This window comes from Bradyrhizobium sp. SZCCHNS3052 (genome assembly GCF_032484495.1).
Taxonomy (GTDB): Bacteria; Pseudomonadota; Alphaproteobacteria; order Rhizobiales; family Xanthobacteraceae; genus Bradyrhizobium.
On sequence record NZ_JAUETB010000015.1, the window covers coordinates 66,374 to 88,302 of the forward strand.

Annotated in this window: 18 protein-coding genes; 11 read left to right on the forward strand and 7 right to left on the reverse strand. The window is 68.2% G+C overall.

Annotated elements, in window-relative coordinates:
- Window positions 1-412: 412 nt before the first annotated feature.
- The gene (gene gluQRS / locus QX073_RS30700; protein ID WP_316171837.1) at window positions 413-1,282 is read right to left on the reverse strand and encodes a tRNA glutamyl-Q(34) synthetase GluQRS; all 870 of its coding nucleotides are present in this window, start codon (window positions 1,280-1,282) and stop codon (window positions 413-415) included.
- Window positions 1,282-2,148, reverse strand: a complete 867-nt coding sequence (locus QX073_RS30705) for a nucleotidyltransferase domain-containing protein (protein WP_316186177.1) — start codon at window positions 2,146-2,148, stop codon at window positions 1,282-1,284. The genes gluQRS and QX073_RS30705 overlap by 1 nt, the downstream gene beginning before the upstream one ends.
- Before the next feature lie 93 nt (window positions 2,149-2,241).
- On the opposite strand from QX073_RS30705, the gene QX073_RS30710 reads away from it, so the two are divergent.
- The 5 genes from QX073_RS30710 to QX073_RS30730 all read left to right on the forward strand — a co-directional run bounded on the left by QX073_RS30710 (window position 2,242) and on the right by QX073_RS30730 (window position 8,134).
- Entirely contained in the window at window positions 2,242-2,895 is a 654-nt protein-coding gene (locus QX073_RS30710; RefSeq protein WP_316226866.1) for a DNA-3-methyladenine glycosylase 2 family protein, read from the forward strand.
- A 109-nt stretch (window positions 2,896-3,004) separates the two neighbouring features.
- Window positions 3,005-4,096 (forward strand): DUF2855 family protein, encoded by a 1,092-nt coding sequence (locus QX073_RS30715; protein WP_316226867.1) that lies wholly within the window; start codon window positions 3,005-3,007, stop codon window positions 4,094-4,096.
- A 75-nt stretch (window positions 4,097-4,171) separates the two neighbouring features.
- The gene (locus QX073_RS30720; RefSeq protein WP_316226868.1) at window positions 4,172-5,143 is read left to right on the forward strand and encodes a peptidyl-alpha-hydroxyglycine alpha-amidating lyase family protein; all 972 of its coding nucleotides are present in this window, start codon (window positions 4,172-4,174) and stop codon (window positions 5,141-5,143) included.
- A 222-nt stretch (window positions 5,144-5,365) separates the two neighbouring features.
- Window positions 5,366-5,923 (forward strand): HNH endonuclease, encoded by a 558-nt coding sequence (locus tag QX073_RS30725; protein ID WP_006610584.1) that lies wholly within the window; start codon window positions 5,366-5,368, stop codon window positions 5,921-5,923.
- A gap of 249 nt (window positions 5,924-6,172) precedes the next feature.
- Entirely contained in the window at window positions 6,173-8,134 is a 1,962-nt protein-coding gene (locus QX073_RS30730; protein WP_315753881.1) for a putative bifunctional diguanylate cyclase/phosphodiesterase, read from the forward strand.
- Window positions 8,135-8,154: 20 nt separating this feature from the next.
- On the opposite strand, the gene QX073_RS30735 is transcribed toward QX073_RS30730, so the two are convergent.
- On the reverse strand, window positions 8,155-9,450 hold the full coding sequence (locus QX073_RS30735) for an MgtC/SapB family protein (RefSeq protein WP_316226869.1): 1,296 nt from the start codon (window positions 9,448-9,450) through the stop codon (window positions 8,155-8,157).
- Between the two features lie 82 nt (window positions 9,451-9,532).
- Complete coding sequence (locus QX073_RS30740) at window positions 9,533-10,744, reverse strand: APC family permease (RefSeq protein ID WP_316226870.1); 1,212 nt, start codon at window positions 10,742-10,744, stop codon at window positions 9,533-9,535.
- A gap of 862 nt (window positions 10,745-11,606) precedes the next feature.
- On the opposite strand from QX073_RS30740, the gene QX073_RS30745 reads away from it, so the two are divergent.
- From QX073_RS30745 to QX073_RS30765, 5 genes are all read left to right on the forward strand, one after another.
- Window positions 11,607-12,590 (forward strand): phosphotransferase enzyme family protein, encoded by a 984-nt coding sequence (locus tag QX073_RS30745; protein WP_316226871.1) that lies wholly within the window; start codon window positions 11,607-11,609, stop codon window positions 12,588-12,590.
- 177 nt (window positions 12,591-12,767) lie between these two features.
- The gene (locus QX073_RS30750) at window positions 12,768-13,220 is read left to right on the forward strand and encodes a hypothetical protein (protein WP_316226872.1); all 453 of its coding nucleotides are present in this window, start codon (window positions 12,768-12,770) and stop codon (window positions 13,218-13,220) included.
- 448 nt (window positions 13,221-13,668) lie between these two features.
- Window positions 13,669-14,808 carry an RNA ligase RtcB family protein gene (locus QX073_RS30755; RefSeq protein WP_316226873.1) on the forward strand — a complete coding sequence of 380 codons (1,140 nt, stop codon included), beginning with the start codon at window positions 13,669-13,671 and terminating at the stop codon, window positions 14,806-14,808.
- Entirely contained in the window at window positions 14,805-15,428 is a 624-nt protein-coding gene (prfH, locus tag QX073_RS30760) for a peptide chain release factor H (protein ID WP_316226874.1), read from the forward strand. Before QX073_RS30755 ends, prfH begins: the two co-directional genes overlap by 4 nt.
- A gap of 170 nt (window positions 15,429-15,598) precedes the next feature.
- Complete coding sequence (locus QX073_RS30765; protein ID WP_316226875.1) at window positions 15,599-16,858, forward strand: Hsp70 family protein; 1,260 nt, start codon at window positions 15,599-15,601, stop codon at window positions 16,856-16,858.
- 6 nt (window positions 16,859-16,864) lie between these two features.
- Here the strand turns inward: QX073_RS30765 and QX073_RS30770 are convergent, their stop codons facing one another.
- Window positions 16,865-18,361 (reverse strand): hypothetical protein, encoded by a 1,497-nt coding sequence (locus tag QX073_RS30770; RefSeq protein ID WP_316226876.1) that lies wholly within the window; start codon window positions 18,359-18,361, stop codon window positions 16,865-16,867.
- Complete coding sequence (locus tag QX073_RS30775; protein WP_315754352.1) at window positions 18,358-19,869, reverse strand: hypothetical protein; 1,512 nt, start codon at window positions 19,867-19,869, stop codon at window positions 18,358-18,360. Before QX073_RS30775 ends, QX073_RS30770 begins: the two co-directional genes overlap by 4 nt.
- Before the next feature lie 324 nt (window positions 19,870-20,193).
- Between QX073_RS30775 and QX073_RS30780 the strand changes: the two genes are divergently transcribed.
- The gene (locus tag QX073_RS30780) at window positions 20,194-20,766 is read left to right on the forward strand and encodes a GNAT family N-acetyltransferase (protein WP_316226877.1); all 573 of its coding nucleotides are present in this window, start codon (window positions 20,194-20,196) and stop codon (window positions 20,764-20,766) included.
- Window positions 20,767-20,777: 11 nt separating this feature from the next.
- Here QX073_RS30780 and QX073_RS30785 read toward each other — a convergent pair whose 3' ends face one another.
- Window positions 20,778-21,827 (reverse strand): alpha/beta hydrolase, encoded by a 1,050-nt coding sequence (locus tag QX073_RS30785; RefSeq protein ID WP_316226878.1) that lies wholly within the window; start codon window positions 21,825-21,827, stop codon window positions 20,778-20,780.
- Between the last annotated feature and the right edge of the window lie 102 nt (window positions 21,828-21,929).

The following is a 21,929-nucleotide window of genomic DNA, read 5'->3' on the forward strand; positions in this document are numbered from 1 at the left end:
CCTTGGTGCGCTCCTTGGCCGGCGCCGCCTTCGCGGCCCTGGTCTTCTGCGTTTGTGTCTTCGGCGCTTGTGCTGCGGACGACGGCATCCTCGGGGATGTCGTCCTGGAGGGCGCCTTTTCCGCGGGCGCTCTGGACGCGCCGGCGGACCTGGGCGCAGCCGGCTTGGCCGGTCGGGCCCGACGCCCCGTACTCATCTTCCGAACGCGCTTCATCATGGCCCCTGTGACATGAACTCCGAAAAACGAAGGGGCACTTGTACTGTCATGTCTCGTCGTGCCGCTTTCGATTGAAGCTCCCGATTACCCGCGCCATTGAGCAGCATGGCACGGTCGTTTCCGGGTGTCACGATGCCCCGGAGGTTGTCCCCGCCGGAAACGTGGGGAGACATCAGGGCTTGCGGCAGGACGCGGCTAGACCATGCCGATCCTGTGTCGGATTTCCGCCGGCGAGACGCCTTCCGCACGCAAGGCGCGCAATCCCGTCGCCCGGGAGGACTTGGACAGCTTGTGGCCCTGCGCGTCGCGAATCAGTTGGTGATGCCGATAGGCCGGAGCCGGCAGGCCGAGCAGGACCTGCAGCAGCCGGTGCACGCTGGTGGCATGAAACAGGTCCTGCCCACGCACCACCTCGGTCACCCCCTGCAGGGCATCGTCGAGCACGACGGAGAGGTGATAACTGGTCGGCGTCTCCTTGCGCGCCAGAACCACATCCCCCCAGGCCTCCGGCCTTGCTTCGACCCTGCCACTCTCGCCCGAAGGCCCGGCGCCATGCTCGTCCCAGGCCGGCCGGCCGGCGCGCGCGACCGCGGCGGCCATGTCGAGCCGCAAGGCATAGGGCGCGCCGCTGGCCATCAGTGCCGCACGGCGCGCCTCGGAGAGCGAGGTCGCCGTCCCCGGATAGAGCGGCGCGCCATCCGGATCGCGCGGCCAAGCCCCCTCTGCATCCCGTTGCGCGACCATCCGCGCGGCCTCGGCCCGGCTCTCGAAGCTCGGATAGACCAGCCCCATGCCCCGCAGCCGGTCCAGCGCAGCGCGGTACTCGGCAAGGTGCTCCGATTGCCGCCGCACCGGCTGCTCCCAGGCGATGCCGAGCCAGGCGAGGTCCTCATAGATCGCCTGCTCGAACTCGGGGCGGCAGCGGGTCGGATCGATGTCCTCGATGCGCAGCAGCAAGCGGCCGCCGCTCCGCTGCGCGCATTGGAAGTTCAACAGCGCCGAAAAAGCGTGGCCGAGATGCAGATAGCCGTTGGGGCTGGGGGCAAATCGGAAAACGGGTGGCATCATGATGAGTTCGACGCCACAGAGCCCTGCGCCTCTCCTGCCTGCGTTTCGCGTTCCAGACGCTCGACCACGGTCCGATAGAAGTGCTCTGCCTGCTGCATCATCTCGGCCGTACTGCTGCGGCATTCGCTGAAGGCCGACCGGGCCAGCTCGAACTCGGCATCGACGAACGCGGCCACCACGGGCGGCAGCGGTGCGATGCCGAGCTCGCGGGTCGAGGCTTTCCGCTGCATCAGCTCGGCCACCTCCGCCTGCAAGGCCGCGGGCGGATCGCACTCCGCCATCAAGGTCGGAAAATGCATCGGCGCCACCGCTTCCCTTGGGTGCAGGCGCAGCCAGCGCAGCGTCGCGGCTGGCCGCAGCGCGTAGAAGATCTTCTTCTGCGCAACCTCCGTGCCGTCGCCGAAATACGCGCGGCGTTGCCGTTCACCGAGATGCAGATAGTGCCGCGCCACGGCATCGCGGCTCGCCACGCTCCTGGCGAAGGCGAGAAAGTCATCACGAAACCAAGCGGAGCCACGATACACCACCGGCGACCGCAGCCATTCGATGATGACCGCATTGCCCTTCAGCAGCAGCTGTACCGCCTTGGCCAGGTCCCAGCCGTTGGCGTCGTAATCATCTTCGAGCGGAAACTCGATGACGTCGCGCACCGGCCATGGCTTGATATGATCGGCGGCGCGCCGCACATAGACGAACCGGCAATCATAGTCGCTGTCGGGCGAGGCAAAGCCCCAGGCGCGGCTGCCGCTCTCGATGGCGAGCGGCAGAAACACGCCGTACTCGGCAACGACGCGATCCAGCAGGGAGTCGATCCCGGCGACCTTGTGGCGGGCCATGTCGGAGGGGATGCTACGCAAGCTCATGAGAGTTCCAGCCGTGACTGATGCTGCCTTAGCCCTGGGCCTTCCTGCCGTCCACCCGGCGCGACATGGCCCAGCCTTGCGTTCGGCGACGCCATGACCCTTCACCTCGACAGCCAAGCCGTTCTCGAGGACGCGATCCGCGACCTGGTGAAGCAGGACGCGCGGCTGGCGCCCGTCCTCGAAGCGACCGGCATGCCGGCGCTCCGGAGGCGTGAGCCGGGCTTCGCCGGGATCGCCCACATCGTCTGCGGCCAGCAGCTCTCGACCGCGAGCGCGGCCGCGATCTGGGGCCGGCTGCAGGCGGCATTCGATCCGTTCGATGCCGACGCCGTCCGCCGCGCCCAAGCCGACCGGCTGGGACGGCTCGGCCTCTCTGCCGCCAAGATCAAGACGCTGAAGCACATCGCGCGCGAGCTCGGCGCCGGGCGGCTGAACCTCGACGTGCTCGCCAATGAGGACGCCGACGCCGCGCACGCCACCCTGACCGCCCTGCCCGGCATCGGGCCGTGGACCGCCGACGTCTACCTGCTGTTCTGCCTCGGCCATGGCGACGCCTGGCCGTCCGGCGACCTCGCCGTGCAGGAGGCGGTCAAGGTCGGGCTCGGGCTTGCGACGCGGCCTACGGCCAAGCAGATGATGCCGCTTGCGGAAGGCTGGCGCCCGCTGCGCGGCGCGGCGGCGCACCTGTGGTGGAGCTATTACCGCGTGGTCAAGAAGCGCGAGGGCGTGATCACGCCGGCGAACTAACAACTCCGGCGAACGGCGTTTCAAACAAAGTTGGGGTTGCAAAACGGTCATCGATGTCGGCCAGGATCGCGCCACGACGCACAGCAAACGAACGGCCGAGGTCTTCATCATGCAATCGTCCGATTTCATCGTCGCACGCGGCGATCTGCAGCAGTGCAAGACGATCGTCACCGAGCTTCCCGATGGCGACGCGCTTCCTGCCGAGGCGCTGCTGGTGAAGGTCGACCGCTTCGCCTTCACCGCCAACAACATCACCTACGCGCTGCTCGGCGAGCAGTTGAAATATTGGCAACTGTTTCCCGCGCCCGACGGCTTCGGCATCATTCCCGTGTGGGGCTTCGGCGACGTGATCGCGTCCCGCCATCCTGCCGTCGCGCAAGGCGAGCGCCTGTTCGGCTACTTCCCGATGGCGACGCATCTCGTCATCGAGGCCGCCGACGTCGGCAAGCGCGGCCTGCGCGACGCGGCCGCGCACCGCCAGGGCGTCGCGCCGGTCTACAACGCCTATGCGCGGGTGGGCGACGATCCCGCCTTTGCCGGACGGCAAGGCGATGATCAGGCCCTGCTGCGCCCGCTGTTCATGCTGTCGTTCCTGGTCGACGACTTTCTCGCCGAACAGGCTCATTTCGGCGCCACAACCGTCATCCTGTCCTCCGCCTCGAGCAAGACCGCGTTCGGTCTCGCCCACCTCCTGCATACCCGGCGCAAGGGCATCCGCGTGATCGGGCTGACCTCGCCATCGAATGCGGCCTTCGTCCGCTCGCTCGGCTGCTACGACGCGGTCGTGACCTACGACGCGGTCGACGGGCTCGACGCTGGGGTGCGCGCGGCGTTCGTCGACATGGCCGGCAACGCCAGCCTCCGCGCCGCGCTGCATCGGCACTACGGCGACAACCTCGTCTATTCCGGCCGCGTCGGGCTGACGCATCAGGACGGCAGCGATGATGCAGAGATGCTTCCCGGTGCCCCGCCCACCTGGTTCTTCGCGCCCGACCAGATCAGGAAGCGTGCCAGGGAATGGGGACCCGGCGGCATCGAAAGCCGGCTCGGCGCGGCGTGGCGGGACTTCGCCCCGCGGCTCGACGGCTGGCTCACGATCACGGAAGGACGCGGACCGGAGGCCGTACAGCGCGTCTATCTCGACACCTTGCAAGGTCATATTCCGCCGCATGAGGGCCACATGCTGACGATGGCGACGTAAGCAGGTTTTCACCCGCGACCAAACCCGTGTAGCGTTGCCCGGACTGAGGTTGCGCAGAGGCAGGGAGGCGAGGCGATGTCCATTCTCGGAACGGGCAATTACAGCTATCGCGTCGTCAAGGACTGGGCCAAGCTGCCCGAGGGCTGGGCGCTCACCGACGTCGCCTCGGTTGCCGTTGACAGCAAGGATCGCGTCTACGCCTTCAATCGCGGCGCCCATCCGATGATCGTGTTCGACCGCGACGGCAATTTCATCAAGAGCTGGGGCGAGGGCCTGTTCAGCCGCGCCCACGGCTTGTCGATCGACAGCGAGGACAATCTCTACTGCACCGACGATGGCGACCACACCATGCGCAAATGCACGGATGATGGCAAGATGCTGCTGACCATCGGCCTGCCGGAGCGCCCGACGCCGTTCATGAGCGGCGAGCCGTTCAACCGCTGCACCCACACCGCGCTGTCGCCCTCGGGCGAGATCTACGTTTCCGACGGCTACGGCAATGCGCGGGTCCACAAATACACACCCGACGGCCGGCTGATCCGCAGCTGGGGCGAGCCCGGCTCCGATCCCGGCCAGTTCAACATCGTTCACAACATCGCGACCGATGCCGATGGTTTTGTCTACGTCGCCGATCGCGAGAACCACCGCATCCAGATCTTCGACGGCGACGGCCGCTACGAGACGCAGTGGAACAATCTGCATCGGCCCTGCGCGCTGTACGCCCGCGGCGCGGGGCGCAAGACCTTCATCATCGGCGAGCTCGGCCCCGGCATGCCGGTCAACCTCAACGTTCCCAATCTCGGACCGCGGCTGACCATCACCGACGCCACCGGCCAGCGCATCGCCCGGCTCGGCGGCGAGCACGGTCCGGGCCTGGAAACCGGCCGCTTCCTGGCCCCGCACGGCCTCGCCATTGACAGCCGCGGCGACATCTATGTCGGCGAGGTCGGCGTCACCAACTGGAGCACGAGCTTCCCGGACCGGCCGATGCCGGACGAGGTCAGGATCCACCGCTGCCTGCAGAAGCTGGAGCGGGTCCCGGGCTGACCTTGGTCGTCCTGCTGGTCGTCGTCGCGCCGGAAGACATGCAACTGATTTGCAGTGCGGCGATCGGGCGCTCTGCCACGGTTCTGACGCGCTTTGGACGACAGCTCCAAAGGCGGGAGAAGCCATGTCAAGCCATTCTTGGGGCTTCACAATCCCGTCACGCTGCATGTAGTATGTCAAGGCATGCTGCTTCGCAGCCGTTATGGAGGCCAGGAGCGTTACTTGAACGCACATGTCTCGCAAGGCGGTTGGCCGGTGTTGGTGCTGAACGCGGACTTCCGGCCGCTGAGTTACTACCCGCTGTCTCTCTGGTCGTGGCAAGACGCGATCAAGGCGGTGTTTCTCGATCGCGTCAACATTGTCGAATATTACGACCGCGCGATCCGAAGTCCGTCCTTCGAAATCCAGCTGCCCAGCGTGGTTTCGCTGAAATCCTTCGTCAAGCCGTCGACGCATCCGGCCTTCACCCGCTTCAACGTCTTCCTCCGCGACCGCTTCGCCTGCCAGTACTGCCACTCCGGCGACGACCTGACCTTCGATCACGTCATCCCCCGCAGCAAGGGTGGCCAGACAACCTGGGAGAACGTCGTCGCCGCCTGCTCGCCCTGCAATCTGAAGAAGGGCAATCTGACGCCACAGCAGGCCAAGATGTTCCCCAAGCAGGCGCCCTATGCGCCAACCGTCCACCAGCTCCATCGCAACGGCCGGCTGTTCCCGCCGAACTACCTGCACGACAGCTGGCTCGACTATCTCTATTGGGACACCGAGCTCGATCCGTAGCGGATCGGCCCGTTGTCGGTGTTGATGCTGGACATCGCCCCGGCGGCGGCGACATGCTGCTCTCGCTGGGGTCTGCGAACGCCCGGCCGCCAGATCCGCAGGCCCGAATGGCCCGGCCGTCCGGCCATATATCGGACTGGATTAACTCCACTTTAGGTCCCTGTTCAGCATGCTCGCGCGTTGCCGCATGGGCCGCCGCGATGGCTGCCCGCTTCCGTCACCGATCCAGCAGGGCCGTCCGTTCCGCGCATGCAGACCGCAACCACCGAGTGCAAAGCGGCGGCGCTCGCGAAAGCCCAGGCAGCCAGCTCGCTGCAGAACATTTCCCTCACGATGTTCGCCAATGTGGCGATCGCAACGTCGCTGGCGCTGTTGCTGTATCTCAGGGAGGGCGGCACCCTCATCTTCTGGTGGCTGGGCGCCGCCATCGTCTTCGCCGCGTTCCGCGCCGGATGGGTGTCGTACCTGAAATCGTCCGGACGGATCGAGCGCGATCCACAGCGCGTGCTGCGCAATCTCACCATCATGGCTTTCGCCAGCGGCGTGCTGTGGGCGATCGTCCCGATCGCGCTGCCGGCCTTCTCCCACGCGCACAACGTCAACGACGTCGTCTTCATCATGGCCGGCACCACCACCGGGGCCATCATCCAGAGTCTCGCCTATTCGAGGATGGCGATCGCGTTCGGCGCGCCGCTGATGGGCGCGACCGTGCTGCGGATGCTGATCTCGGGCAGCGACGTCGACTACATCGTCGCGGTCGACGTCGCCTTCCTGACCTTCATGCTGTTCCGCGCAGCGCGGCTCGGCGAGCGCAACTTCATCGCGAGCCAGAAGACCGCCATCGAGGCGACCGTGCTGGCGGAATCCGTCGCCGAGGCCAACCACGCTTTGGAGCGTCTGGTTCGCACCGACTCGCTCACCGGGCTCGCCAACCGCAGCCATTTCCGCACCGTGGCCGCCGCGGCGTGCCGTTCCGGACGCGGGGTCGCATTCCTCCTGATCGACGTCGACAACTTCAAGACCATCAACGACGCGCGCGGCCACGATGCCGGCGACCGGGTCATTCAGGCCATCGCCGCGCTGCTGCAATCCGCCTGCCGCGGCGACGATCTGCCGGTCCGCCTGGGCGGCGACGAGTTCGTCGTCGTCATGCAGGGCGACGACGTGGCGAGCCGGTCCGTCGCACTCGCCGAATGGCTGATGGCCGCCCTCGCGCAGCCGCTCGCGATCGCGGGCCAGGTGCTGCCCGTGAGCTGCTCGATCGGCATCGCGGCGCATGCGGAAGGCCCGATCGATCTGGAAGAGCTCTCCGCCCGCGCCGACGTCGCGCTCTATCGCGCCAAGGACGACGGCCGCGCCTGCATGCGCGTGTTCGACGCCAAGATGCAGTCCGAGCTGACGCAGCAGCGCCGGCTCGATGCCGAGCTCCCCGCCGCGCTGGCCCGCCGCGAGCTCCACGTCGAATTCCAGCCCCAGGTCGCGATGGCCACGCAGGAGGTCATCGGCTTCGAGGCGCTGCTGCGCTGGAAGCACCCGAGCGCCGGACTGATCCCGCCGCCGGACATCGTGTCCGCGGCGATCCGATTGCGCCTGTCCGGCCAGCTCACGGAGTTCGTGGGCGAGCGCGTCTGCGCGTTCCTGCGCGCGCTCGACCGCAAGAAGGCGCACGGCATCCGGGTATCGATCAACGTCTCGCCGCGGGAATTCCCGCTTCACTCGCCGGCGCAGACCCTCAAGACCGTCTCCGAGCGCTACGGCGTCGATCCCCACCGGATCGAGATCGAGGTGACCGAAGAGGCGATGTTCGATCCCAAGCGCTGCGCCGACGAATTGAAGCTGATCGACCAATACGGCTTTGGTCTTGCGATCGACGATTTCGGCGTCGGCCATTCCTCGATCGCGAACCTGATGGCGGTCGAGATCGACACCATCAAGATCGACCGCTCCTTCATCCACGGCATCGCCGGCAACCGACGGGATCAGCAGCTCGTCGCCGCCATCACCGCGGTGGCGCTGCCGCTCGGCCACCGCATGATCGCCGAGGGCGTCGAGAGCGAGGCGGACGCCGAGTGCCTTCGCATGCTCGGCTGCTCCTACGGACAGGGCTGGCTGTATGGCAAGCCGATGAAGGAGGACGACGCCATCGCGTGGCTCGTCCAGCATCGCAGCGGTGCTGCTGCCGCGGTCGAGCGCTTGCCGCGCAGCGCGTAGGTGCTGCGCGGACGTCGCGCTCACGGATGGACCAGCACATCGGCAAGACCATGGGCAAGGCTCGGTCCGAAGGCGCCGGCCCAGGCGGCGGCGATGACGAGGACGAGGCCGGGGACGAGGCGCAGGGCGAAGGACGACCCGCCGCTGGTCCACGCCACCACGATCTTGCTGATCGTGTTCGCCGACAGCGCCGCGAGCACCGGAGCCACGGCATCGGCGGCGCCGATCTTGCCCGACGCGGCGAGCGCAGCCGCGGCCACCGCCGGCGCATGGGTATCGACGAGACCGGCGACGGCAGCGCTCGCCACCAGGCCGGCTTCGCCGAACGCCTCGCGCAACGCGGCCGACAGCACCAGCACCGCAGAGATCGTCAGCGCCAGCAACAGCGCGCCCGGCAGGCTGAAGGCGTGTCCGGGCGGCAGGTCGGCGGAACCGCTCTGCCGCAAGCCGACGATCGTGAAGATCGCGCCGTAGATCGCCGCCGCCGCGCCGGCGCAGAGCAGCGGGACCAGCAGCGCCTGCAGCGCCGGGAGGCTGGTGACGGCCAGCACCGCGGCGAGCTGGGCGATGGTCGCGACCGTCGACAATGCCGCGCCGGCGGCTGCGGCGCCGCCAAGCTCCGGCGCCTTGCGCGCCCGTGCGCCCATCGCGCCGATCGTGGCCGTGCTGGAGACGAAGCCCGAGGCGAAGCCGGACACGGCGAGCCCGCCGCGTGCGCCGAGCAGCCGCATCGAGACATGTCCGGCGGCACCGATCGCCATCATCAGGACGACGAGCGTCCAGATGCCGCGCAGATTGAGCGCGCCGTACGGACCGATCGGCTGATCCGGGAGCAGAGGCAGCACGACCAGCGTGGCCGCGGCAAAGATCAGGCCGTCCTTGAGCTCGCTCTCGCTGAGCACCGAACGGACGAAGTCGTGCAGCACCGGCCGGGCCGCCAACAGCACCGCCAGCACGACGGCGACGCCCGCCGCCAGAGCAGGTTGCTCGGTGGCGAGGCCGCCGAGCAGGACGGTCAGGATCAGCGCCGCCTCCGAGGTCAGTCCCGGATCGTCGCTGCGCGAACGCCAATAGGCGATCGCCGTGAGGACCATGATTCCAGCGGTGACGACGGCCAGCAGCAGCTTGCCGCCGATCAGCATGCTCACCGCGCCGGCCAGCGACGCGACGGCAAAGGTTCGCAAGCCCGCGGGCGAGCGCCCGGGCCCTTCGCCCTTGCGGCGCTCGCGCTCCAAGCCGATCAGCAACCCGATGCCGAGCGCGACGACGATCGCGATGATCGCGGGACTGAGGCTCATGAGATCCGGCATCGACATGGTCCTACGTCAAACCGCCAGGTCTGCGCCGGGGGACATCGGGCAACCCGGTACATCGCCGCAAGGTTTCCCATCGGTCCGCTCAGGCCGCGACGAACGCGCTGACGATCATCAGCATACACGTGATGAGACCAAGTGCGGGGACCCATAGCGGCACCCGCACATCGGCGGCATCCGATCCGATGCGCCGGATGCGGATGCGGAGCAGGCACAGATTGACGATGGCGAAGATCGTCAGCGTCGCGAGCGAGGTGCCTTCCGCCAGCCGCTCCAGCGGGAAGGCCAGCGCGAGGATCGCGACCGCCAGCATGACGAGGCCGGTTGCGATCAGCGGCGTTCCGGTGCGCGGATCGACGCGGCCGGCGATGCGCGGCAGGTCGCCCTGCCCCGCCATGCCATAGACGACGCGCGCCGTCATCGTCATCTGGGCGAGAACGGTGTTGAGCGTGGACACGATCGCAATCGCGGTGAAGGTGGCGGGGCTGATGCCTGCGACGGCATTGAACACCAGGCTGAGCGGCGCCGGAGAGGCCGACAGCACGCCCGGCGCCACAGCGGTCACCGCGATCGCAGCAATCAGCACATACAGCACGGAGGTGATCAGCAGCGTGAGCGCCATCGCCCACGGAATGCTTCGCTGCGGGCTCTTGGCCTCCTCCACGACGTTGGCGAGGTCCTCAAAGCCGACGAAGGCGAAGAACGCGAGCAGGCCGGCGAAGGTGATGCCGGAGAGAACGCCGAGATCGAGCGGCGGCGGCGTCAGCAAGGCAGGGCCGAACGCGACGCCGGAGTGAACGGCCGAGACGACGATCCACACCAGTCCGCCGGTCTCGATCAAGGTCAGCAGTCCGGCGAGCATCACCGATTCGAGAATGCCCCAGGACGCCACGATGCCGAGCGCGACCACGATGGCCATCGCGATCAGCGGCGTCGGCAGATCGATCAGTTGCCGGATGTAGCCGGCGCCGCCGAGCGTCACCGCGGCCGCCGCGATGATGCCGGTGGCGAGCCGCAGCGTGCCGGCCGCCGTCGACAGCAGCCGCGACTTGAAGGCCGCGCGGACATAGGCGGCCTCGCCGGCGCTCACGGGATAGCGGGTCGCAAGCTCGGCATAGGAGGCCGCCGTAAACGCCATCACGAACGCCGCCAGCGCAAAGGCCCAGGAGGAATGGACTCCTGCATGACCGGCGACCGCGCCGATCAGGACGTAGATGCCGGCGCCGACGGTCACGCCCGTGCCGTAGAGGACCAGCAGCGGCAGTCCGAGCCGCCGCCGCAAGCCAGATGGAGGCACGATTGGATCTTGCGGCACCACGAATTCCATTCCTGATCACGACGAGCAACAGAGTTGTAGGGGCTTAAGGGAGCAAGCGCGAGCGCTCTTTCCCGGTCAATCCGGAGCGCGCGCCCGCGGCCGGCTGCTGCGGCATTCGGCCGCCGGGCCTTTCTTCGCGAGGCGCGTTCGCCTTCACGGCCATCGGCCAACTTGAGATGCGCCGCGTCGAGACATGACTTCGCGCTCTCGCGGCGCGATGGGCCCGAGCTGTGCTGATCGATCTCCTCTCGAAACGAGAGGGCGCAGGGAAGACCGAGCCTCGGCCGAGGCCCGTGGCCCCCGTGCGGAGAAAATGCACGGGGCAGGAACCACAGGTCCAGCCGGAGCGACCCGGCCTTCCCTGCGCGATGGTTTTCACGGCTGCTCCGCGCTCTCCCCGGGGACCGGCTTGTTTGCCCCCGTCGCTCGCAACCACGCACGAACGTGATCGCAAGCTTGGCGCCAGCTTCGGGGCGCCAGGACCACACGGCTTGACCGTCCGCCACGACATCAGCCGTCTTGCGCGCGAACGCGCTCGACCTCGCGACGGCCACCACTCCCCGCCCCCGCGTATCGTGACGACGCGTACGCCCCTCTCTGCATGAGGCGGGATGCGCGGGAGATAAGCATGATTTCCGGAAAAGCGAAACAAGAATATTTTTCGCAGGCGGGCTGGACACGAGCGGCAGATTGCGCTCGCCACCTCGATCGATTTGCCCGACGGGCAGCCCTGTACAACCTGCCTACGCCAATGCGATGGATTGCTCGTGCCCGTCCCGCCTTTCACCGCGGACGGCAGCCGCCTAGGATGCCATCGTCTCCACAATCCGGAACACGCGACGTGCCCGACTTCGAGCCGATCTACACCACGACCGGCGCCGAGAGCGTGGGCCGCTTCGTGGCAACACACTACGCGCTATCAGAGCCGCTCGCGTGCCGCCTGATGAACCGCGGCTTCAACGACGTCTATCTGATTACATCCGCAACGGGCGCACGCTACGTCTTCCGTCTGTCGCATCACCGCGCCCGCGGCCCGGCCGATGTCCGCACCGAGACCGACTTCCTCGCACATCTCGCGCGCTGCGGCGTGCCGGTGGCCGCGGCGGTTCCGGCGCGCGACGGCGCGCTGTTCGTACGCGGCGAGGCGGCGGAAGGCCGCCGCGAAGGCGTGCTGTTTCACGCCATCGAGGGACGGACCCCGGAGGTCGCATCGCAGAGCGACGCGCGCGCCAACGGCGTGACGCTTGCCCGAGTGCACGCGGCGGCGATGTCCTTTCGGCCCGAAGCGCCGCTCTATCTTCTGGACCTCGACCATCTGCTGCACCGGCCGCTCGCGCGCGTTCAACAGCTCTGCAGTCTGATCGATGCCGATGATGGCGGCTTTCTCCAGGACATCGCGGAGCGAACCGCCGCACGGATCGAGGCGATGGAGGGCCTGACATGGACGCATTGTCACGGCGACTGCCACGGCTTCAATGCGCGCATCGGCGCCGGCGGCGAGGCCGTGTTCTTCGACTTCGACGACGGCGGTCCCGGCTATCTGGCCTATGACCTGGCCGTGTTCCTGTGGGCCAAGCTGTCGTTCGGCCGGCGCTTTCATGCGGCGTGGCACGCCTTCGTCGACGGCTACCGCTCGGTTCGCCCGATCTCGGCCGCTGATTTCGAGGCCGCGCATGCCTTCGTGATCGTCAGGCACTTCTGGCTGATGGGCGAGCAGGCCAGCCGTTCGCGCGAATGGGGTAGCGAGAATGTCCGCTGGGTCACGCAGCAGCGGGAATTTCTCGAAGGCTGGGAGGCGCAGCAGCTTGCGACGCGCTTGCTATGAGCTTGGGCGGATCGGAGGGATTGAACCGGAGAGCTCCGGCGGCCGACGCATGATCCAGGCGTTCAGGCTTGCGGGGGTTGGGTCCTTTCCGCGGTGACGATGACGAGATTAACGTTTCGCAATCCTTCCGCCGCGACCGAAGCAGACGCAGCACGCCCGCATCGGAGATTTTGAGCCATGACAGACACGATCGTTCAGTCACGCCGGCTGGGCATCATCGGTTGCGTGATCGGGCTTGTTGCTCTGGTCGCGGCGGTTCTGCCGCATTGGGTGCTGCCGGTGATCGATCCGCCGCCGCCGATCGACCAGGTCATCGTCGATGTCGGACATCGCGTGAAGGAGCGCCTGATGGCGCGCATCAAGGGCGTCGACTACCAGGCGCCGGTGCGCGAGACGTCCTGGACCGACCGCCTGCACCAACAATTGCCGGTGGCCGCGGTCTCGCTCGGGTTGCTTGCGATCATTCTCGGCGTCGTGGGTCAGTTGCGTCGCGAGGAGCGGCACGTCGCGGCGATGGCGACGACCCTGGGCGGCTGCGCGATCGCCGTGCAGCTTTCCTTCCTGCTGATGGGCGCGCTGATCGTGGTGGCCCTCATCTATTTCCTCGGCGATTTCCTCGCGCTGTTCTGATCGCGAGGATGCAGGTGCCTGGATCTGCCGGCTGCGGGCAGTTGCGCCGTCGTCCATCTTCGATGCCACCCATTCTGTGCGAGCGCGGCGAAGAATCCAGTGTGGTGCGCGGGGCCCTGGATTGCTTCGTCGCTGCGCTCCTCGCAATGACGGAGAGAAAGCGAGCTGCTCGAAAACGACGGGGCATCCGTGTCCTGTACGTCACAGCGGGACATCGGTTGAATGACGCACATTGCCAATATGATCGGGATGTGATTACTACGCGCTCCGGCGTCGAGCATTCGGCTCCGCCGCACAGGAGAGAGACGATGACTGCGATCATCCGTTGCTCCGCCAGGAGCCGCCGGGACTGATCCTCGCGTGAGGCGAGGCTTGGTGTGGCATGCGTGCGTCCGCGCGCGCTGATCGTCCCTGACCAGTTCTCCCTATCTTTCTCCAAGGTATTTACATGGGCAATTCCCATCGCGTGGACGGCCGTGCGCCGGTCCACGGCTTCTACTCGTCCAGCTCCTGGATCGAGGGCGCCGCTGCGCGCCAGCTCGAAACGGTGGCTGACATCTGTGGCGTGCGTGCTGTCGCCGGCATGCCGGACCTGCATCCCGGTAAGTTCGGTCCCGTCGGCTGCGCCATCCTCGCCGACCATATCCACCCGGCCTTCGTCGGCTCCGATGCGGGCTGCGGCATGGCGCTGTATCAGCTCGACCTCGCTTCGCGCCGGATTCGCGTCGACAAGGCGGCCGACCGGCTGCGCGACGTCGCCACACCCTATGACGGCGACATCGTGCGCGAGCTCGCAGCTCATCAGCTTGCGCCGTCCGACTTCGATGAGTCGCTCGGCACGATCGGCGGAGGCAATCACTTCTGTGAGCTGCAGGCGGTCGAGGAGGTGTTCGATCCGTCCTGCGGCATCGATCGCGACCGCGCTCATCTGCTGGTGCATTCGGGCTCGCGCGGCCTCGGCCATGCGCTGCTCGAACGGCAGATCGCCGACGGCCTCAAGCCGCTCGCGCCGGACAGCGAGGCTGGCCACGCCTATCTCGCAGCACATGATCACGCGCTGCGCTGGGCGTCGCTGAACCGGCAGGTCATCGCGCAGCGGGCCGCGACGGCCTTGCGCTGTGAGGCCGATCCGGTCTGTGCGTGCTCGCACAATTGCATCGAGCATCGCGCAGACGGCGTGTTGCACCGAAAGGGGGCTGCGCCGTCCGACCAGGGTCTCGTCGTCGTGCCGGGCTCGCGCGGCGCGCTGTCCTATCTGGTCGCGCCGCTCGCGTCAGCGCCAAAGGAGGCGTTGTGGTCGATCGCGCATGGCGCCGGTCGCAAGTTCGACCGGAGCTCGATGATCGGCCGTGTCGGCGCCACGCGATCGGATCGCGAGCGTCTCGCGCGCAATCCGTTCGGCGGCCGCGTGATCTGCGAGGACCGCGCGCTGCTCGCCGAGGAAGCGCCGGAGGCCTACAAGCCGATCGCCGGCGTGATCGCCGATCTCGAAGCATTCGGGCTGGCGCGCGTCGTCGCCAGCTTCCGCCCGCTGGTGACGGTGAAGAAGATCGCCGTCCAGCGGCCGCGCAGGGAGGACCGGCGATGAGACGACTGCTCCTCACGGCGGGGCGCGGTCCGGCCGAATGCCGGCTCGCGGTCGCGCATGCGCTGCGGCGGCTCGCCGACGAGGCCGAGGCGGCGGACTGCGAATGCGCGATCGCGCGAGAGCAGACCGACCGGCATGGGCCGGCCAGCGCGATCGTCGTGCTGGACGGGCCGACGGCGGCCGACCTCGCGCGGCGCTGGACGCAGGGCTCGCTGCTCTGGGTGTGCCGCAGTCCGCTGCGGCCGCATCACGGCCGCAAGAACTGGTTCGTCGGCATCGTCGATCTGCCCCTGTCGGAGCAGGTGGCGGCGTTGGCGGCCACCGACGTCCGGTTCGAGAGCTTTCGTGCCGGCGGTCCCGGCGGCCAGCACCAGAACAAGACCGAGAGCGCGGTGCGCGCGGTTCACATGCCGACGGGGCTGGTCGCGGTCGCGCGCGACGGCCGCTCCCAGCATCGCAACAAGGCGCTTGCGCTCGCGCGTCTCGCCGCATTGCTGGACGGCCGCGGGCGCCTGGCGGACGCCGGCGAGGCGCGCCTCATCCACGCGGCGCATGACCGCATCGAACGCGGCGCAGCCGGGCTGCGCTTCGAGGGACCTGCGTTCAGGCCGGCGGGATGATCACCGGACAGCGGGGGCGTCAGCGCCCCCGGCTGCACCTTCGACAGGCAGGATGCACAGTCATCTCTCCGCCAGACGACTGCCATGCACGCCGCTCCGCACATTGGCGGATGACATCGCGCCGCCGAACGGCTAAGCGGACCGCCCCCCCGGACGGAAACGAGACGAGCATGGCGGCAGCGGCCCATTGTGGCATCGACTTCGGCACTTCGAACACCACGGTCGGCCTCAGCAATTCCGCCTCCGCAGAGCTCATCCCCCTGGAGGGCGAGCAGCGGACCTTGCCGAGTGCGATGTTCTTCGATTTCGAGGATCACGGCACCCAGTTCGGGCGCAGCGCGATCGAGCGCTATCTGACCGGCCATGACGGCCGCTTCATGCGCGCGCTGAAGAGCATCCTCGGCACCGCGCTGATCCACGAGAAGACCTATATCCGGCAGAAGGCGGTGCCGTTTGCCGGTATCCTCGGCTTCTTCTTCGCGCATCTGAAGACGCGGATCGAGACGCGGCTCGGCAGGGAGATCAATCAGGTCGTGCTCGGCCGTCCCGTCCGCTTCGTCGACAAGGATGATGCGGCCGACGCGGAGGCGCAGAGCGCGCTGGAGGGCATCGCGCGGGACCAGGGTTTCAAGCACATCGCGTTCCAATACGAGCCGATCGCCGCCGCGCTCGACTACGAGCAGCAGGTCGCCCGCGAGGAGCTGGTGCTGATCGTCGACATCGGCGGCGGCACCTCGGACTTCTCGATCGTGCGCGTCTCGCCCGAGCGGCGCAGCAAGACGCAGCGCGATGACGACATTCTCGCCAATGGCGGCATCCACATCGGCGGCACCGATTTCGACCGGCTGCTCAGCCTGAAAAGCGTGATGCCGCATCTCGGCTACGGCAGCCTGACCGCCGACGGCAAGCGCAACCTGCCGACGCTGTACTATCACGAGCTCGCCACCTGGCACCGCATCAACCAGCTCTACAAGAGGGGCGTGATCGGCGAGCTGCGGCAGATCCGCTACGAGGCCGAGCGGCGCGATCTGGTCGACCGCTTCATCAAGGTGGTGGAGGAGCATCGCGGCCATACGCTCGCGATCGGCGTCGAGCAGGCGAAGATCGCGCTGACCGCGGCCAAGTCGCTGACCTCGGTGCTGTCGGAGAAGGACGACTGGGCGCGCATCCGCTTCACGCGCAAGGATTTCGACCGCGCCATCGGCGATTCCGTCGAACGCGTGGTCGGCACGGTGACCAAGCTGCTCGACGATGCCGGCGTCGGGGCCGCTTCCATCAACACCATCTTCCTCACCGGCGGCTCGAGCATGGTGCCGGCCCTGCGTCAGGCAATCCTGGCGCTGTTTCCGGCGGCGCGCATCGCCGAGACCGACCTGCTCGGCAGCGTCGGCATCGGGCTCGCGCTCGACGCGCGGCGCAAGTTCGGCTGAGCCTGCTCAGCGCGGTTCCGACGCCGAAGGCTGCGGATCCTGCACCCGGGGCGTCCGCGGCCGTGGCGCGGCGCGCGGCGCGGCCGGTGCTGATCCGGGAACGCGGGCTTGGCTGCGCTTGGCCCGAGCCGGCGGCGAGCCGGTCGCCGCCGTTCCTGCACCCGCCTGCTGTCCGTCACGGATGATGCGCCAGGGTTCGGGATCGATCGGACGCGATTGCGGAGCAACGACCGCGGGCCGGCTGGCGCGGCGCCGCCGCGGCGGCTCGCTTGGCACCGGCCGCGCGACCGGACGGACTACGTCGGATGTCGTCTCGGCGGCCGGCGACGCATCGGCGGGCATTTCGATCGGGACTGCCGCAACGGCCGGCTCGGCCGCAACAGGCTCGGCTGGAACGGCGGGCTCAGGTTGAGGCGGCCTCTCCGCCTGCACGATCGATCCCGTGGTCTCCTCGACCGGCCCCGACTGGAACATGTCATTCGGCAGCAGCACGCCCGCAATCGCGAGTGCGGCGGCGAGGCTTCTGCCGAGCGAGATCCGCGCAGGACGCTCGGGCGGCAGCGCGGCGCGGCTGATCATCCGGCGGCCGGCATCGACGCCGACCACCGCGACGAAGGCCGCGAAGCCGAGGCTGCCGCCGACGCTTGGCAGAACCGCCGCCGCCTGGACCAGCAACGCGGTCAGCGCCACCGCGGCGACCAGCGTCTGGACGACACCCCGCAAACGCTGCGGCGACGACATGCCGACGAAACAACCGGCAAAATACGCGTCGGACAGGCGGGCATCGTCCGGCGCGAGCTGCTGCAGGATGACGAGACCGGCGCAGGCCAGTGCTGCCGAGACGAAGATGCGCGCCGGCCGCCCTGCGGCCGCAACCCGCGGCAGCCTCAGCGCCACCATCGTTGCGACCATTCCGACGCCGCACAGCGCCAACATGAGCACCGAATGATTGAGACCCCTGTCGAAGCCCTGAAGGCTGGCGACGCGCACCGGTGCGCCGTCGGCGCCGAGCAGCGGCGCGAGGCTGAGGAACAGAAACGAGCCGATCGCCGCGAGCGCGCCGAAGCGGCCGCCATAGCCGCGCAACAGCACGACGCGCAGCCGCATTTCGATCGCGCAGACGCTGCAGAACACGAGGCCGCAAAACAGCGACAGCAGCAGGAAGGACCTATCGACTGGAAGCCCCGACCGCGCCACGCTCTCGCTCAACGCAACGATCGGCGTCATCCCGCTGAAGCTGCCGCCATAGACCGAGGAGGAGAAGGTCGTCGGCAGCAGATCTCTGGTTCTTGCCGTGATCAGGCCAGCGCAGAGCAGCAGGGTGGCGGTGACCGACGCGAGCGCCGGGGACAGGCCCGACGTGCACAGGTGCAGCGTCGCCAGACAACCGAGAAAAGCGCCGGCGAACGAGGCCAGCGGCACGACATTCAGCGACCGGCGCGGCCAGCGGTGAGAGCCGGGCTCGAACGGCCGGTCGAGCGCGCCATCGCGGTCCGCTGTCACGGCCCCGCCAACGTCGATGGGTCCGGCCGCCACTCCGGCGCGGGCTGCACCTCATGGCGGGCCACGATGCGCGGTCGCGCCGTCGCGTGCGGCACCACCCGTGCCTGTTGGCGCTTCAGCCGGGCAGCCAGCACGCCCGCTGGCCGACCATCGCGACCGATCCGCCGGGACGGCTCCGCGGACGCGGGCGACGCGGACTGCTGGACCGGCTCACTCGAGGGCCGCGGGGCGAGCGGATTGGCGCCCTCCGGATTCAGGATCTGAAGCGGCAGATCGGGCGCTGTGTCAGCGGCGAAGGCCGGCTCGCCGGGCGCCGTGCCGTCGCGCCGATCCTCGTCGTGTGAGGGCATCGTGGTCCGCGCCGGCGCAGCGGCTTTGTCCGCGTTCACCAACGGACCATTGGGCTCCGCCACCGGCGGCTGAAACATCAGCTCGCTGGTGAGCAGCACCGCGAAGATAGCGAGTGTGGCGACGAGTCCCCGCGTCCAGGCGAGGACGGTCTGCCACGGCGATTCGCCTGCCTCGACGAACAGACGAACCGCAGCATCCACGAAGATGACCGAGACGAAGGCGATGTATCCGAGGCTGCCGCCGACGCTCGGCAGGATGGGACCGGTGAGGATCAGCAGGCACGTCAGCAGCACCACCGCGGCCATCGCCTGCGGCAGGCTGCGGAGCCGCCGCAACGACGACATGCCGACGAAGCAACCGGCGGAATAGGCGTCGAGATCAGGGGCCTTGCTGGGCAGAAGCTGCAGCACCACGAGGCCGGCGAAGGCCACCGTCGCCGCAACGAAGATGCGTACCGCGCGGCGCGACCCGGCCACGGGCGCCCAGCGCAAGGCGGCCATCGTCGCCAGCATGCCGACCGTGCACAACGCGAAGGTGAGCGCGGTGCCACCGAGCCCCTGCTCCAGCGCGCCGCGGCGCGCGATCGGAAACAGCTCGCCCTCGGCGCCAAGCAGCGGCGCGAGACCGACGAACAGGAACGAAGCGACCGCCGCCAGCGCGCCCAGTCGTCCGCCGTAGCCGCGCGCGAGCCCCCCGCGCAGCCACATGTCGAGCGCACAGCCCAGACAGAACACCAGTCCACAGAACAGCGAGAGCAGAACGAAGGCGGCGTCGAGCGGCAGACCGGCGCGAATGACGCTTGCGTTCAACAGCGCCACGGGAGTCATGCCGACGAAGCTGCCGCCATAGGCCGACGAGAAGAACGTGCTCGGCACCAGATCCGCGGTCCGTGTCAGGATCAGCGAGGCGCACAGCAGCAAAGCCGCCGCGGCCGAGGCAATCAGCGGCGACAGCCCGGTTGCACTCAGATGCAGGGTCATCAGACAGCCGAGGAACGCGGCGATGAACGACGCCAGCGGCGGGCAGCCGAGCTGGAACAGCTCCGAGCCGTAGAACGGCGCGGCCCGGCCGAGCTGCCGATCGCGCCATGTGCGCGGATCGAAGCTCTGCTCTGCCTGCAGACGACGTAACTGACGATCCGCCGTTTTGCGCTTCATATCCACGACACCCCGAATCGCGCCCGCCCAAGATCTGCGTGATGATCTCGCGGCAGACGAATGGTTGACGTTCGGGCGCAACCCTGAGCCCGAGCCGGCGCAGTTTCCTGCGACGGTTGTACGCGCGCTGCATTCGTGCAGGCTGCGTGTGCTCGATTCATGCACTGCAATGCAACGTTGTGGAAGTATCGGGCTCCAGTCCGGGCGTGAAAGTTCCTGGCAACCTTAATGGCGGAGCGCGATGCGAATTATCAATGACATGCGAGTTAGACGGCGCAGCAACCCCGGCTTGCAAACGAGCTTGGTAAACGACAGCATGGCGTCATGCTCACGCCCACGTTGCATACCGCCCGTCTGATCCTGCGGCCGCTGGCCCTCGCCGATGCGCCGGCGATCCAGCGTCAGTTCAACAACTGGAACGTTGTCCGCAACCTCGCGGCCGTCGTTCCGTGGCCCTATCCTCCCGACGGCGCCGAGACCTTCGTCAGGCTGCAGCTCGACAGGATCGCGGCCGGCGAGGAGCTGTATCAATGGGTGCTGGCGCTGCGCGACGGTGACGGCGAGGCCATCGGCAATATTCACTTCCGGCCGCGCATGGAGTCGATGAAGGGCCATCGCGGCTTCTGGCTCGCTGAGCCCTATTGGAATCGAGGGCTGATGAGCGAGGCGATCGCCGCCGTGAACGACTTCGCCTTCGGTCCGCTCGGGCTCGATCAGTTCACCGTCTGCAACGTCGCGAGCAACATCGCGTCACGGCGGGTCAAGCAGAAGACGGGCGCCGAGTTCGTCGGCTTCATCGAGGTCGCGCACCACAATGGCGAGACCCGCTCCGAGCAATGGATCGTGCGGCGGGAGACGTGGCTGCAACGCCGAGAAAGGCAACGCGCTCCCGCCTGAGATCGTCGGCGCTACGCGCTCGCCGTCACGTCGAGCACCGCCTGCGCAAACGCCTGCGGCGCTTCCTGCGGCAGGTTGTGGCCGATGCCGCCAGTGATCAGCCGGTGCTCGTAGCGGCCGGTGAACTTCCTGGCGTAGGCCTCGGGCGCTGGATGCGGCGCGCCGTTGGCATCGCCCTCCATCGTGATGGTGGGCACGGTGATGTCGGGAAAGGTCGCGAGCCTCGCCTCCAGCGCATCGTATTTCGCCTCGCCCTGCGCGAGGCCGAGCCGCCAGCGATAGTTGTGCACGACGATGTCGACGTGATCGGGATTGTCGAAGGCGGCGGCGCTGCGCGCGAACGTGGCGTCGTCGAACGCCCATTTCGGCGAGGCCGTCTGCCAGATCAGCCTGGCGAAGTCGCGCCGGTTCTTGTCGTAGCCCTCGCGACCGCGCTCGGTCGCGAAGTAGAACTGGTACCACCATTGCAGCTCGGCGGCCGGCGGCAGCGGCATGCGGCCGGCCTGCTGGCTGCCGATCAGATAGCCGCTGACCGAGACCATCGCCTTGCACCGCTCCGGCCACAGCGCCGCGATGATGTTGGCGGTGCGCGCGCCCCAGTCATAGCCGGCGAGGGTCGCGGTCCTGATCGCGAGCGCGTCCATCAGCGCGACGATGTCGGCGGCGACGGCGACCGGCTGGCCGCTGCGCAACGCGGTGGGCGACAGCAGCCGCGTCGTGCCGTAGCCGCGCAGATGCGGAATGATGACGCGATGGCCGGACGCGGCCAGCGCCGGCGCGACGTCGGCGAAGCTGTGGATGTCGTATGGCCAGCCGTGCAGCAGGATGACGACGGGGCCGTCGGCCGGACCTGTCTCGGCATAGCCGATGCTGATCTCGCCGGCCTTGACCTGCTTGATCGGTCCGAGCGACGTCCCCGCCCCCGGCCGGATCGCCGGCAGCTTCGACGCCGACTTGAAGCTCTGCGCCTGCCCGGCGCTGGAGCCGAGTTGAAGGGCCGCGACGGCGGTTCCGGCAAGGGTGAGGAAACGGCGGCGGCTGGGGTGAAGGATGGTCGGCATGGCGGAGGCTCCTGGTTCCGAGGTGCGGTCGTTGTGCGCCTTGCGCCCGCGCGGCGCTTGGAGGAGGCATTGATTTTTCCTTGAGGCCGGCTTGATTTTGCC